Annotated in this window: 12 protein-coding genes and 5 tRNA genes; 12 read left to right on the top strand and 5 right to left on the bottom strand. The window is 68.4% G+C overall.

All coding sequences use genetic code 11. The features are described 5' to 3' along the window. The first annotated feature begins 1 nt into the window (after window position 1). The 8 genes from LW840_RS04120 to LW840_RS04085 all read left to right on the top strand — a co-directional run bounded on the left by LW840_RS04120 (window position 2) and on the right by LW840_RS04085 (window position 7,794). Window positions 2–595 (top strand): YbhB/YbcL family Raf kinase inhibitor-like protein, encoded by a 594-nt coding sequence (locus LW840_RS04120; RefSeq protein ID WP_291270058.1) that lies wholly within the window; start codon window positions 2–4, stop codon window positions 593–595. A 48-nt stretch (window positions 596–643) separates the two neighbouring features. Then, a complete protein-coding gene (locus tag LW840_RS04115) occupies window positions 644–1,465 on the top strand; it encodes a fumarylacetoacetate hydrolase family protein (RefSeq protein WP_291259991.1) in 822 nt (273 codons plus the stop codon). A 137-nt stretch (window positions 1,466–1,602) separates the two neighbouring features. Further along, window positions 1,603–2,154, top strand: a complete 552-nt coding sequence (locus LW840_RS04110) for an RNA polymerase sigma-70 factor (RefSeq protein WP_291259990.1) — start codon at window positions 1,603–1,605, stop codon at window positions 2,152–2,154. Between the two features lie 62 nt (window positions 2,155–2,216). After that, window positions 2,217–3,224, top strand: a complete 1,008-nt coding sequence (locus LW840_RS04105) for a FecR domain-containing protein (protein WP_291276465.1) — start codon at window positions 2,217–2,219, stop codon at window positions 3,222–3,224. Continuing rightward, window positions 3,221–5,968, top strand: a complete 2,748-nt coding sequence (locus LW840_RS04100; protein ID WP_291267158.1) for a carboxypeptidase regulatory-like domain-containing protein — start codon at window positions 3,221–3,223, stop codon at window positions 5,966–5,968. Before LW840_RS04105 ends, LW840_RS04100 begins: the two co-directional genes overlap by 4 nt. Window positions 5,969–5,975: 7 nt before the next feature. Beyond that, window positions 5,976–6,836 carry a DUF4249 domain-containing protein gene (locus tag LW840_RS04095; RefSeq protein ID WP_291276464.1) on the top strand — a complete coding sequence of 287 codons (861 nt, stop codon included), beginning with the start codon at window positions 5,976–5,978 and terminating at the stop codon, window positions 6,834–6,836. A 270-nt stretch (window positions 6,837–7,106) separates the two neighbouring features. Next, window positions 7,107–7,487 carry a type II toxin-antitoxin system RelE/ParE family toxin gene (locus LW840_RS04090; protein ID WP_291276463.1) on the top strand — a complete coding sequence of 127 codons (381 nt, stop codon included), beginning with the start codon at window positions 7,107–7,109 and terminating at the stop codon, window positions 7,485–7,487. Further along, a complete protein-coding gene (locus tag LW840_RS04085; RefSeq protein WP_291276462.1) occupies window positions 7,471–7,794 on the top strand; it encodes a DNA-binding transcriptional regulator in 324 nt (107 codons plus the stop codon). Before LW840_RS04090 ends, LW840_RS04085 begins: the two co-directional genes overlap by 17 nt. 80 nt (window positions 7,795–7,874) lie before the next feature. Here LW840_RS04085 and LW840_RS04080 read toward each other — a convergent pair. From LW840_RS04080 to LW840_RS04060, 5 genes are all read right to left on the bottom strand, one after another. Then, window positions 7,875–7,948: transfer RNA gene (locus LW840_RS04080), tRNA-Pro, on the bottom strand. Between the two features lie 34 nt (window positions 7,949–7,982). After that, window positions 7,983–8,056 (bottom strand) — tRNA-Arg (locus LW840_RS04075). A gap of 141 nt (window positions 8,057–8,197) precedes the next feature. After that, window positions 8,198–8,271 (bottom strand) — tRNA-Val (locus LW840_RS04070). An 18-nt stretch (window positions 8,272–8,289) separates the two neighbouring features. Beyond that, a tRNA-Gly gene (locus LW840_RS04065) sits at window positions 8,290–8,362 on the bottom strand. A 92-nt stretch (window positions 8,363–8,454) separates the two neighbouring features. Beyond that, window positions 8,455–8,527: transfer RNA gene (locus LW840_RS04060), tRNA-Ala, on the bottom strand. Between the two features lie 312 nt (window positions 8,528–8,839). On the opposite strand from LW840_RS04060, the gene LW840_RS04055 reads away from it, so the two are divergent. The 4 genes from LW840_RS04055 to LW840_RS04040 all read left to right on the top strand — a co-directional run bounded on the left by LW840_RS04055 (window position 8,840) and on the right by LW840_RS04040 (window position 12,150). Beyond that, the gene (locus LW840_RS04055; protein WP_291263425.1) at window positions 8,840–9,727 is read left to right on the top strand and encodes an RNA polymerase sigma factor RpoD/SigA; all 888 of its coding nucleotides are present in this window, start codon (window positions 8,840–8,842) and stop codon (window positions 9,725–9,727) included. A 175-nt stretch (window positions 9,728–9,902) separates the two neighbouring features. Continuing rightward, window positions 9,903–10,706 carry an ABC transporter ATP-binding protein gene (locus LW840_RS04050; protein WP_291263426.1) on the top strand — a complete coding sequence of 268 codons (804 nt, stop codon included), beginning with the start codon at window positions 9,903–9,905 and terminating at the stop codon, window positions 10,704–10,706. Further along, window positions 10,706–11,314 (top strand): NUDIX hydrolase, encoded by a 609-nt coding sequence (locus LW840_RS04045; protein WP_291267155.1) that lies wholly within the window; start codon window positions 10,706–10,708, stop codon window positions 11,312–11,314. Before LW840_RS04050 ends, LW840_RS04045 begins: the two co-directional genes overlap by 1 nt. An 8-nt stretch (window positions 11,315–11,322) precedes the next feature. Beyond that, on the top strand, window positions 11,323–12,150 hold the full coding sequence (locus tag LW840_RS04040; protein ID WP_291263428.1) for a helix-turn-helix domain-containing protein: 828 nt from the start codon (window positions 11,323–11,325) through the stop codon (window positions 12,148–12,150). The last annotated feature ends 284 nt before the right edge of the window (window positions 12,151–12,434 follow it).

The following is a 12,434-nucleotide window of genomic DNA, read 5'->3' as shown; positions in this document are numbered from 1 at the left end:
CATGCGTACCCGGCTCGCCTCCTTCGCGCTGCGCGCCCTCTGCGCCCTGTCGATCGCGCTGCCGGTGCACACGGCCACGGCGCAGGCCCGCGTGCCCATGCGGGTGCTCACGCTCTCCACGCCGGCCTTCCCCGATGGCGGCAGCATCCCCGTGCGCCACGCCCAGGCCGGCCGCGATGTCTCGCCCGCGTTGTCGTGGAGCGGTGCGCCCGACTCCGTGCGCAGCTACGTGCTGCTGGTGCATGATGCCGATGCGGCGCAGGGTGACGGCACCGATGACACGCTGCACTGGCTCGTGTGGAACATCCCCGGCGCGGCGACGGGGCTGCCCGAGGGGGTCCCCAGCGGAGCGCAGCTGGCCGATGGGACGCGGCAGATCAGCGTGAGCGGTCCCTACTATCGTGGCCCGGCGGCCCCCGCCACCGGGCCGGCGCACCATTACGTGTTCGAGCTGTATGCCCTCGACACGATGCTCAACATCCAACCCACGGCCATGTCCGCCGCCGCGACCCGCGAGGCCGTGATGCGCGCCATGGCGGGGCGCGTGCGGGCCAAGGGCGTGCTCGTGGGGCTGTATCGCCGTCCCGCGCCCTGATCGCCGACCTTCCGGCGCATTCCCATTCCCCACTCCGGTGGAGTCATCATGAAGCAGGTCATGCTGGGTCTCGTGCTGCTGGCGGCCGCGCCGGCAATGCTGCGCGCACAGAAGCAGGAGTTCGTGCGCTACCAGGTGGGGAAGACGGTGTCGTACGGCCGACTCGACGGCGACCAGATCGTGCAGCTGCGTGCGGCGCCATGGCTGGGCGGCACACCCACGGGGGTTCGTGTCGCGCGGCGCACCGCGACGCTCCTGGCCCCGGCCACGCCGTCGAAGGTGATTGCGGTGGGGCTCAACTACCAGACCCATCTCGGCGAGCGTTCGGCGGCGGCCTATCCGGGGCTCTTTGCCAAGCTGCCCACCTCCATCGTGGCCGATGGCGACAGCGTGGTGCTCCCGCCCGACGCGAAGAATGTGCACTACGAGGGGGAGATGGTGATCGTGATGGGCAAGCGGGCGAGCAACGTGTCCAGGGAGCGCGCGAAGGAATACGTGTTTGGCGTGACCACGGGCAACGATGTGTCGGAGCGCGACTGGCAGAAGGCGGACCTGCAGTGGTTCCGCGCCAAGGCGGCCGACACCTTCGGGCCGCTCGGCCCCGTGATCGTGACCGGGGTGAACTACGACGACCTGCTGCTGGAGACGCGGCTCAACGGCACGGTGGTGCAGTCGCAGCGCACGAAAGATCTCATTTTCAGCGTGGCCGAGATCGTGAGCTACATCAGCCGGTATGTCACCCTCGAGCCGGGAGATGTGATCTACAGCGGCACCCCCGGGACAACGCAGCAGATGAAGGGCGGGGACGTGGTGGAGGTGGTATTGGAGCACGTGGGCACCCTGCGGAATCCGGTGGTGCAGCGGCGGTAAGGGGGGCACGGTGTCCACGGCACCTTATCCGCCTCCTGTTGTCATGCGTGCGAGCGGTTCCGCAGTACCCGCGTTGACAAACCGGATGGGGGGTTTCTAGCTTCGCCTCGTGCCTGCCAGATTCTTTCCGCATTGTCGTGCCTGAGATACCGGGAGATTGCGTCGCGCGCGTTCGCGCTGGTGATCTCGAGGCGTTCGAGGCGCTCTTTCGTGCAATGCACGCGCCGCTCCTGGCTTTCGGCACCCGGTACGTCGGTGATGCCGCCCGTGCCGAGGAACTGGTGCAAGACGTCTTCTTCACGCTGTGGGAGCGGCGAGCCGAGTGGATCGTGACCGGCTCCGTGCCGGCGTATCTGTTCTCGGCCGTGCGCAGCCGCGCGCTCAACGTGCGCCGCCGGGACGCCGTGGAGCAACGCTGGGCCGATGACGAGGCGCACGAGCACGTGCGCGCCCTGCATCCCGCGCCGCCGCGTGCCGACACGATGCTCGAGACAATGGAAGCGAGGGCCCGGCTCGAGACGGCCATGGCCGCCCTGCCGCCGCGCCTCGCGCAGGTCATGCTGATGCGCTGGTACGGGGGATTGAGCTATGCGGAGATCGCGAACACGCTCGGCATCTCGGTGAAAGGCGTGGAGAACCAGTTGGGCCGGGGCCTCAAGGCCCTGCGGGCGGCGCTCGGCAGCGGGTAGCCGGGGGGCTGTGGGGTTTTGGCGCGGGGGCGTGTCTACTGCCCGACCTCTCACCCCACAACATGGCAGACGACACCGAATTCGACCCCCTCCTGCTCGACCGTTACCTGGCCGGCGACTTGCCGTTGGCCGAACGGGCGCGCGTGGAACGCTGGCTCGAGGCGCATCCCCGTGATGCGCAACTGCTGCGCGAGGCCCCGCGTGCAGCCCTTGGCGCCGCGCAGGCGGCCAATACCGATGCCGCATGGCGGGCGCTTTCCGCGCGCCTCGAGGCCGCATCACAGGATGACCTGGCCGCCCGACGCTCCCGCGCGGCTCGCGGCGCCCCCCGTGGGACCCTGGCGCCATGGATGCGCCGCGTCACCGGCGCCGCCGCCGCTCTGGTCATTGCCCTCGGTGGCGTGGCCACCTGGCAAGCGACCCGTGGTGGGTCCATAGCCGCCCCCCTGGGACGTGACGTCACGGCGCAGCTTCCGGATGGCTCCCGCGTCACGCTCAGCGCCGGCAGCCGTCTGCGCTGGGGGGGACGCTTCGGTCGCGGTGCCCGCGACGTCGCCCTCGAGGGCGAAGGGTATTTCGACGTCGTGCATGACGAGGCGCGTCCGTTCCGCGTGCGAACGCGGAACGCCGTGGCGCAGGACGTCGGCACGCGCTTCGTGGTGCGGGCATGGCCCGAGTTGCCGGAGGTGGATGTGGCCGTCGAAGAAGGGGTGGTCGCGCTCATGGACACCCTGCGACCGCCCATGGAGCAGGCAACCCTGTTGCACGCCGGACAGCGCGGACGACTGCGCGAGTCCGGGGTCGTCGTCACCAGCGATGTCGCCTCGGCGCTGGCGTGGATGCGTGGCGAGTTGGTGTTCGATGAGAGCCCGTTGACCGAAGTGTTGCCCGCGATCGGACGCCGGTTCGACGTGTCCGTCACGGCCGATGCGGCGTTGGCGGGACGGCGCCTGACGGCGCGCTTCGCGGCGCAGTCGCTGGACGACGTGCTCACCGCGCTGCGTCTGTCGCTGGGGGTGCGCGTCGAGCGCAGCGGACGGACTGTCCACCTGACGCCGGAGGCACCGTGATCACATCCTGCATCTGGCGCAGTGTCGTTCTCACCTGCTGCTCGGCCTCCCTGCTCGTGGCTCAGCCCCGCGCCGTGCCGGACACGCCCGATCTGCCCGCCGGGTATCGTCGCCTCGCCGACGTGAGGGAGATCAGCGGCCCGTTGGCGAAGGCCGTCACCCTCGACGTCACGCAGGTCCCGCTCAAGGACATCCTGCGGCAGATCGCCTCCCAGACCGGGTTGTCGTACGCGGCGGATCCCGCGCAACCCGGCATGGACGTGCGGCGTACACTCAAAGTCGCCGCCATGCCCGCCCACCGAGCGATCGCGCTGCTCCTGGAGGGGACATCGCTTCAGGCGCTGGTGAGCCCGACCGGACAGCTGGCGGTGGCGTACCGTGGCCCGGCCGGGGGCCCCGGCTCGCGCACTTCGCCGTCCGGGCAGCGCGTGCGCCTGAGCGGATACGTGCGAAGCGCGGCCTCCGGAGAAGTCCTGCGTCGGGCGCGCCTTTCGGCCGACGACGAGACCGTGCGGGTCGAAAGCAACGACGATGGCTTCTACTCGCTCCTCCTGACGACGGGCACGCACCGGGTGGTGGTGCGCGCGCTCGGCTACGCGCCCTTCGACACCGTCGTCTCGCTCACCAACGACATCACCCTCACGGTCCTGCTGCAACGGCGTGAAGTGCAGTTGGCGACCGTGGCCGTGCAGGCCAATCGTGGGGGGGACGATCGACCGGACCTCGATCCGCGCACCCCCGACATGAGCGTCGTGCGGCTGGACCTCCCGGCCGTCAAGCTGCTGCCCCCGGTGCTTGGGGAGGCCGACCCGATTCGGAGTCTCGCGCTGCTCCCCGGCGTGTCCCTCTCGAGCGACGCCTCCACTGCCTTCAGCGTGCGCGGCGGCGCCGCCGACCAGAATCTCTTCCTGCTCGACGAGGCCACCGTGTACAACCCGAGCCATGTGCTCGGTTTCCTCAGCACGTTCAACGCCGATGCGATCGACAACGTGACGCTGTACAAGGGGGCCATTCCGGCGCGCTTCGGTGGTCGCCTGTCGTCGGTCGTCGACGTGCGGCAGCGCGAGGGGAACGCGAACGAGTTCAACGGCTCCGCGTCGATCGGCTTGCTCGCCGGCCGCGGTCTGGTGGAGGGACCGCTGCCGAAGAAGATCGGCTCCTACATGATCGCCGCCCGTCGTTCGTGGGCCGACCTCTTTACCGGACTCGCCAGCGATTCGGCCGTCCAGGGGACCACCGCGTTCTTCTACGACATCAACGCGAAGACGAATGTGCGCCTGGGGTCGACCGGGGCCCTGCTGCTGTCGGGGTACCTGGGCCGCGACCGCGTTGCCGGCATCGGTGACCTGGGGGCCGGTTGGGGTAATCGGGCGCTCACCCTCCGCTGGAATCAGGCGCTGCGCAGCAACCTGTTCTCCAAGCTGACCATGTCGTGGGGAGACTACGACTACCGGCTCGACATTCTCACGGGCACGAGCGACAAGGTGCGGTGGAACTCGCGGATCGGCAGCCTCAACGTGCGGCTCGACGAGGCGTGGTATCTCTCGCCAACCAATACCATCGAGTTTGGTGCCGAACTCACGAGTCAGCGCATCAATCCCGGTGATCTCGTGCCCGTGGGCGCCGGCAACGCCTTCAACGAACGGCGCATCCAGCGTCGCAACACCCTGATGCCGGCGGCGTGGCTGGGCCAGGAGTTGGGGATCGGCCCGCGCGTCTCGGTCCGCTACGGCCTGCGGGTCGCGGGCTACGAACGCCGCGGTCCCGCCACGGTGTACTCGTACGTGAACGATACGCCCGTGAGGTACTCGGCGGCGCTCGAGCGCTTCGAGCCGGGTGTCGTGCGCGACAGCACCCAGTTTGGGGCCGGCGCGCGCCTCTCCTCGAGCGCGGGCCTCGAGCCCCGCATCTCCGGTCGGTTTCTGCTCAACGCGTCATCCAGCGTGAAGGCCAGCTATGCGAGGACGCAGCAGTTCCTGCTGCTGGTGTCGAACACCAACTCCATCAGCCCGCTCGACGTGTGGGAGCCGTCCGGGCAGTGGATCCGGCCCCTGCTGGCCGACCAGTACGCCGTCGGATACAGCGCGACGCGCGGCGGCGTCGAGCTGTCGGTCGAAGGCTTCTACAAGCAGGCCCGCAACGTGGTGGACTTCATCGATGGCGCCGACATCCTGCTCAATCCGCGCATCGAGACGCAGATGGTGCAGGGGCAGGGGCGCGCCTACGGCCTCGAGCTCCTGGCGCGGCGATCGCAGGGTACGGTGACGGGGTGGGTCAGCTACACGCTTGGGCGTGCCGAGCAGCGCATCCCGGCGCCGGGGGGCCGTAGCGGCGGCATCAACGACGGGCGCTGGTACGTGACCCCCTTCGACAAGACGCACAACCTGAACGTGGTGGCCTTGCGTCCGCTCGGCGCGAAGTGGACCCTCGGCAGCACGTTCACCCTGGCCACCGGGTTGCCGACGACGTTCCCCACGTCGCGCTATCAGGTCGACGGTCTGCTCGTGACGGAGTACGGCGCACGCAACGGCGGGCGCCTGCCGCTGTACCATCGCCTCGATCTCTCCGCGACGCGGAAGGGCACGCGCGGTGAATGGCAGTTCGGCCTGCTCAACGCCTACAACCGGTTCAACGCCCAGGCGCTGCGGTTCCGCCAGCGCCAGGACCAGCCGCTCGTCACCGAGGCGGTGCAGACCTCCATCTTCGGCATCGTGCCAAGCGTTGCCTACACCTTCAACTTCTGAGCGCTTCATGTCGAAACGCGGTGTGCTGCCGGTGTTGCTGATGTCCCTGTTGGTCCTGTCCGGCTGTGAACGGGTCGTCAACGTGAGCGGCCTGGACTACGAGCCGCGCCTTGTGGTGGAGGCGCGCCTCGAGCGGGAGCGCGGGGTCGCCTCGGCCGATCAGGTCATCCGTCTCAGCGTCACGCAGGATGTGTTCAGCACCGCTGCGGCGACGGCGGCACGCGGCGCAACGGTGCGGGTGCTGGACGACGCAAACCGCGCCACGCTGTTCGCCGAATCCCCGCGGGAGCCCGGGACCTATCGTGCCGCGGCGATGGCCTTGCCGGTAGGCCGCGCACTGACGCTGGAAATCGAGTGGGAAGGCGATCGCTACCGCGCCACCGAAATCATGCAGCCCGGCGTCGCCATGGACTCGCTGTTCTTCCGTGCCGAGTTCGACGAGGTGGATACCGGGCGGAACTGGCGGGCCACGATTTCCGTGAAGGACCCCGGGGACCAGCGGAACTTCTACCTGTGGGACCAGTGGATCGATGGGCGCCGGCTCGTTTCGCCCGACAGCGAGGAGTTCTCGCGGGTCGTGCAGTCCGATGATCGGTTCAACGGCTCGACGGTGCGCCAGTTTCAGCCATACTCGGACTGGCTCGTGAGTTCCGGCCAACTGGTGCGGGTGCGGCAGCTGGCGATCTCGGAGCAGTCCTTCCGATTCTACACGGCGTTGTCCGCGCAGGTGGGAAACAACGGCTCGCCGTTCGGCGTGCCGATCAGCAGCGTGCGTGGGAACGTCGCGAACATCACGACGCCGTCGCGGCGGGCCGTGGGGTATTTCATAGCCGGGGAGTACACGGAACTGGAGCGACGGGTGCCGTAGCCGGCGGTGAGGCTCGCGGAACTGGCCGTCATCTCACCGGCGGTCAACCTCCGTGCCCCCGACCAGTCGGCAATGGCGCCGCAGGGATCCAAGACCCTGCGGCGCCATTGTCAATTCCAGTCGGGGGCAAGCAGCGACCTCCTGCTTCCGCGGCCCTCGCGCCGGTGCAGATGAAGAGCATCCGGGAGCAGGCCAAGGTGAGTCAGGCGGTGTTCGCGCGCCGTCTGGCCCCGTCTTGCTAGGGGTAGCACTTGGTGCTACACTTTATCAATGGCTCGACCGCCCGGTGCTTCCCGCGTGTTCAAGACGGCGTGGTTCGTCAAGGCTGCCAGGAAAGCCGGTATCGGGGACGACGAGCTGTGTCGAGCCGTGAAGCAGGCACAGGCCGGGCAGTGCGACGACCTTGGTGGCGGGGTGTACAAGAAGCGGGTGAGCCGGAACCTCTACCGGAGCGTCGTGCTCGCGAAGGGCGGCTGGCACTGGGTGCTCACGTACCTGTTCGCGAAGAAGGACAGGGCGAACATCGATGCGGTTGAGCTCGAAACCTTCCGGGAGCTCGCCAAAGGGTATGAGAAGCTGACGGCCGCACAGCTCCGCGTGCTGCTCACGTCCAGGGACCTCGAGGAGATCTGCCATGGCGACCAAGCCTAAGCACAAGAGCGACGCCTTCGAGGCGATTCATTCCGCCGCGTCCGCGCTTCATCGGGTCGGCGCCATCGGCAAGACCACCATGCGCCAGTTCGACGAGGCGGCGCTGAGTGCTCCCGAGCCGCTTGCCCCGGCCCAGATCAAGAGAATCCGGGAGCAGGCCAAGGTGAGCCAGGCGGTGTTCGCGCGTCGTTTGAACACCAGCGCCAGCACCGTGGAGAAGTGGGAGACCGGGGCCAAGCGGCCGAGCGGGGTGGCGCTCAAGATGCTGGCGGTCGTGAAGAAGCATGGGTTGGCAGTGCTGGACTGAGCCCACGCGATACTGGTCCCACCCGACGACAGAACCCCCGCACCGACCGAAGCCGATGCGGGGGTCTCTATGTCTCTCAGTCGGGGCGACTGGATTTGAACCAGCGACCTCCTGCTCCCGAAGCAGGCGCTCTACCGGGCTAAGCTACGCCCCGTGCAATACCGCGGTGCACCTACTCAACCCACCAACGCGCCTGGAAGGACTCGAACCTCCAACCTTCTGATCCGTAGTCAGATGCTCTATCCAATTGAGCTACAGGCGCAACGGACCACCACGCACACCGCAGTACCACACTGCTTACTGCTCCCTCGCCCGAGGGCGAGGCCTCCGCAACCTACCGGGTCGCCCGGCGCGTCGCCACTGCCCGCGCTGCCGTCCCGATCCTGCCGCACTGCATCCTGCATGGGTCGTACAAGACTCGAACTTGTGACCTCCACGATGTCAACGTGGCGCTCTAACCAACTGAGCTAACGACCCTCGACATCGGACCAACAGAGCGGGAAACGGGACTCGAACCCGCGACCCCAACCTTGGCAAGGTTGTGCTCTACCAACTGAGCTATTCCCGCGTACAACCCGAACAGCGCCGCTGGCCGCCGCCGCCAGGGTGCCTGGTTTCACCGTTCGCCGCCACGAGGGGCCACGTGGGTGAACCGGGGCATGGAGCCGAGGGGAATCGAACCCCTGACCTCTTGAATGCCATTCAAGCGCTCTCCCAACTGAGCTACGGCCCCGGACCCTGAGCCAACCGCCGCGGCGGCCAACGCACCGCGCAGCAGGGTCTCAGGAACCGCGCAGTCTAGTCAGGTGTATGTCCCTCGTCAAGCAGACTCCCGGAATTCACACTGGCGCTTCCTTCGCGGTGTCGTATCTTGCATGGCTACCCCCGTTTCGCATTCGACCGCGTCTCTGACCCGGTCCTTTTTCCCGGGGGGCGCGTGCCGGCGCCGCTGCCTGGCCAGCCGAATCGCCCGTACCACCACACGCTGTTCTTCTCTGTTTCCCCAGCAGGGATGATGTCTCATCCCGAGGTCGCATAGCACATCATGACCGAAGTCAAGCGGAAGCGCCGTCGTGCGGCCCCCGCGGGCATTGCGCCCAGCGAGCCGGAGCGCGACATCCTCGACCAGTACCTCTACGAAGTCTCGACCTATCCGCTGCTCAAGGCCGCGGAGGAGATCGACCTCGCCAAGAAGATCCGGGCTGGTGACCAGGACGCGCTGCAGGAACTCGTCAAGCGCAACCTCCGCTTCGTCATTTCCGTTGCCAAGAAGTACCAGAACCGTGGCCTGCCGCTCATCGATCTCATCGGCGAAGGCAACGTCGGGCTGCTCACCGCGGCGCGGAAGTTCGATCCCGATCAGGGCGTGAAGTTCATCTCGTACGCCGTGTGGTGGATTCGTCAGGCCATTCTTTCGTCGCTTGCCCGCCAGGGGCGGACCGTGCGCGTGCCGCTCAACCGCACCGCTGACCTCTCGCGCATCATCAAGGCGTCGGAAATCCTCCGCCAGAAGCTGCGTCGTGAGCCCTCGCCCGAGGAACTCGCGCAGGTGACGGGGCTGTCGGTCGATGTGGTGCAGTCGCTCGCCGCGCTCAACACCGGCGACGTGCGCCTCGACGCCCCCATGGATCCCGATGGCGATCGCTCGCTCATCGAGCGCTTCGTGGCCGATGAAATGCCCGACACGGAAGAAGAGGCGATGAATCGCTTCCTCACCGATGAAATCGAGCAGGCGCTCTCCACGCTGCCCCCGCGCGACGCCAAGGTGCTGCGGCTGTACTTCGGCCTCGAGGGCGGGCGGGAGCACACGCTCGAGGAAATCGGCTCCATGCTGGGCGTCACGCGCGAGCGGGTGCGTCAGCTGCGTGACCGCGCCCTCAAGCGGCTGCGCGAGGGCGATGTGGGCCGCGCGCTGGGGTCGTTCGCGGCGTAAGGGACAGGCCACCGGCCACCCGAGACCCGAAACTCCCCGCGGTTCACGAGTCCCCCGTGAGCCGCGGGGAGTTTCGCGTTCCGGGTCGCCGGTGGCGGGTGACAGATCCCTCCTGGCCCAGCGAAGACGTGCACAACTAGCCACAATCGCGCGGTGGTGTCATCTTTGTGATCCCATGATCGAATTCCGCAACGTCCACAAGGCTTTCGGCCCCAAGAAGGTGCTCCGCGGCTTCTCCCTGACGGTCAAGGAGGGAGAGACCATGGTCATCATCGGCTACTCGGGAACCGGCAAGTCGGTGGCCATCAAGCACATTGTCGGCCTGCTCGAGCCCGACGAGGGCGAAGTGTGGGTCGATGGGCTGCGGGTCGACGAACTCGCGCGCAAGGATCTCTACGCATTGCGCGGGCGCATCGGGTACGTCTTCCAGTTCGCCGCCCTCTTCGACTCCATGAGCATCGGCGAGAACGTGGCCATGGGGCTGCGCAAGCAGGGGGCGCTCTCCGAAAAGGAGATCGGCGTGCGGGTCGATGAGGCACTCAACCTCGTCGATCTCCCCGATGTGCAGAACCGCATGCCCGCCGAACTCTCCGGCGGCATGCGCAAGCGCGTGGGCATTGCGCGCGCGATCGCCCTGCGCCCCAAGTACATCCTCTACGACGAACCCACCACCGGCCTCGATCCGGTCACCTCGGCCACCATCGACCAGCTCATGGTGCGCATGCGTGAACAGCTGGGGGTCACGGGCATCGTCATCACGCACGACATGCGCAGCGCCTACACCGTGGGGACGCGCATCGCCATGCTGTACGAAGGGCGGGTGCACGCCGTGGGCACCGTGGACGAAATCCAGCACAGCACGGACCCACTGGTGCGCCAGTTCGTCGAGGGGCGGGCCACCCTCGACGACCACTCGCCCTTGGTGGCGGGGCTCCCGGGCAGTCTCCCGCCGGATGTGCCGACCACGCCGCATCGGTGATGGTCACCCCGGCCCGCGATCCGCGCCGCGACTCCCGTCGCGACGGTCCCGACGCGTCATCCTCCGCACCGGGGGGCGACGCGGAGGGGCGCCGGGGTCCCCGCGCCAGGCTCGAGACGTCGGCCGGCGGGGTGGTGTACCGCGTGCACGAGGGCGAGCCGCTCTTTCTGCTCATTCGCGACAGCTACCGGAACTGGGGTTTCCCCAAGGGGCATCTCGAGACCGACGAGGCGCCCGACGCCGCTGCGTTGCGCGAGGTGCGCGAGGAGACGGGGCTCGACGACGTCATGCTCGACGGACAGATCGACACGATCGACTGGTTCTTCCGCTTCCGCGGCAAACTGGTGCACAAGGTCTGCCACTTCTTCCTCATGCGCACCGAGGCGGAACGGACCACGCCGCAGCGCACCGAGGGGATCACGGCCTGCAAGTGGGCGCGCTTCGACGAGGCGGCGCAGCTGGTGAGCTACGCGAATGCGCGCGACGTGCTGCTGCGCGCCAACGCGATGGTGCAGGGAATCGATGTGAACGTCGATCCGGCCGAGGCGCCGCGGCGTCCCACCCCGCCGGCCTCGATGCCGGCCGTGGCGGGCGACCAGACCACCTGACGCCGCGCATGCCCCCGGCTTCGCGTACCGCCGACGCGTCGGCGCCCCTGCTCTGTGTCGTCGCGCTCTGCAAGCGTGACCGCGCGCGGCAGCTCGTGCGCACGGCGTTTCCGCGACGGCGCGCGCACGTGGTATCGGCCAAGAGTGCGACGGACGTGGAAACGCACCTGGTACGGGAGCTGGTGGACGCCGTCATCATCGACGCGGGAGCGGGCGACGACGCGCAGCGGCTCATTGCCCGCGCCGATGAATTCCAGAGCGTCCCCTTCGTATTGGTGACGACGCTGCTCCCGGCCGATGCGCCGCTGCTGGCGCGGGCCGCCGACGCCGGCATCTGCGAGGTGCTCATCGAAGGGGTCGACGAGGGCGCCGCCCGCGAATTGGTCACGCGTCGCGCCTTCTCCGTGCGTTTCGAGCGGGCGTTGGCGGTCCCGCCGCCGGTGCTGCACCTCGAGACGCCGCTGCAGCTGGCGGTGTGGCACAGTGTGGTGCGGCGCGCCGGTCGGCCTGTGCGCACGGACCAGTTGGCGAAGGAACTCGGGGTCTCCCGCGAACATCTCTCGCGCAGCTTCGCGGCGGGGCAGGCGCCCACGCTCAAGAAGATCATCGACTTGGTGCGGGTGCTGGCCGCGGCCGAACTGTCGAAAAACGCGGGCTACGATGTGCGCGATGTGGCCGAGGTGCTGGGCTTTGCCAGCTCTTCTCATTTGAGCAGCACGACGCAGCGGCTGGTCGGGGCTCGCGCGTCCAGTCTCAGTCGCCTGCGCGCCATGGACCTGCTCGAACGGTTCACGCGCTATGCCGCATTGCCCGACGAGGAGTCGCCGCCGGCGTAAGGTCTGGCCGGGACAGCGGTCGGGGGTGGTTGGGGTCGGGGTACGGCCACGGCGGTCGGGGTACAGCCACCGCAGTCGGGGCCCTGCCACCGCGGTCGGGGGGCCGACCCGCAGTCGGGGTCGTGGCGGGGCCCGGGTTGGGTCGGGGTCGGGGTCGTTGTCATGGCGCGGGGGACCGGCGGCGGCGGTCGGGGGTGGGGTCAGGGGGGCGCGACGCTGCGCTGGCGCCGGTCGGGGTCGACCACGGTGGAGCGGTCGTGGCTCCGGATGCGGTTGGGGGGGAG

The sequence above is a fragment of the Gemmatimonas sp. genome, from assembly GCF_021298855.1.
In the GTDB taxonomy this organism is placed as follows: Bacteria; Gemmatimonadota; Gemmatimonadetes; order Gemmatimonadales; family Gemmatimonadaceae; genus Gemmatimonas.
Note: the sequence above shows the minus strand (reverse complement) of the source record. Positions and strands in the feature narration are given on the sequence as shown.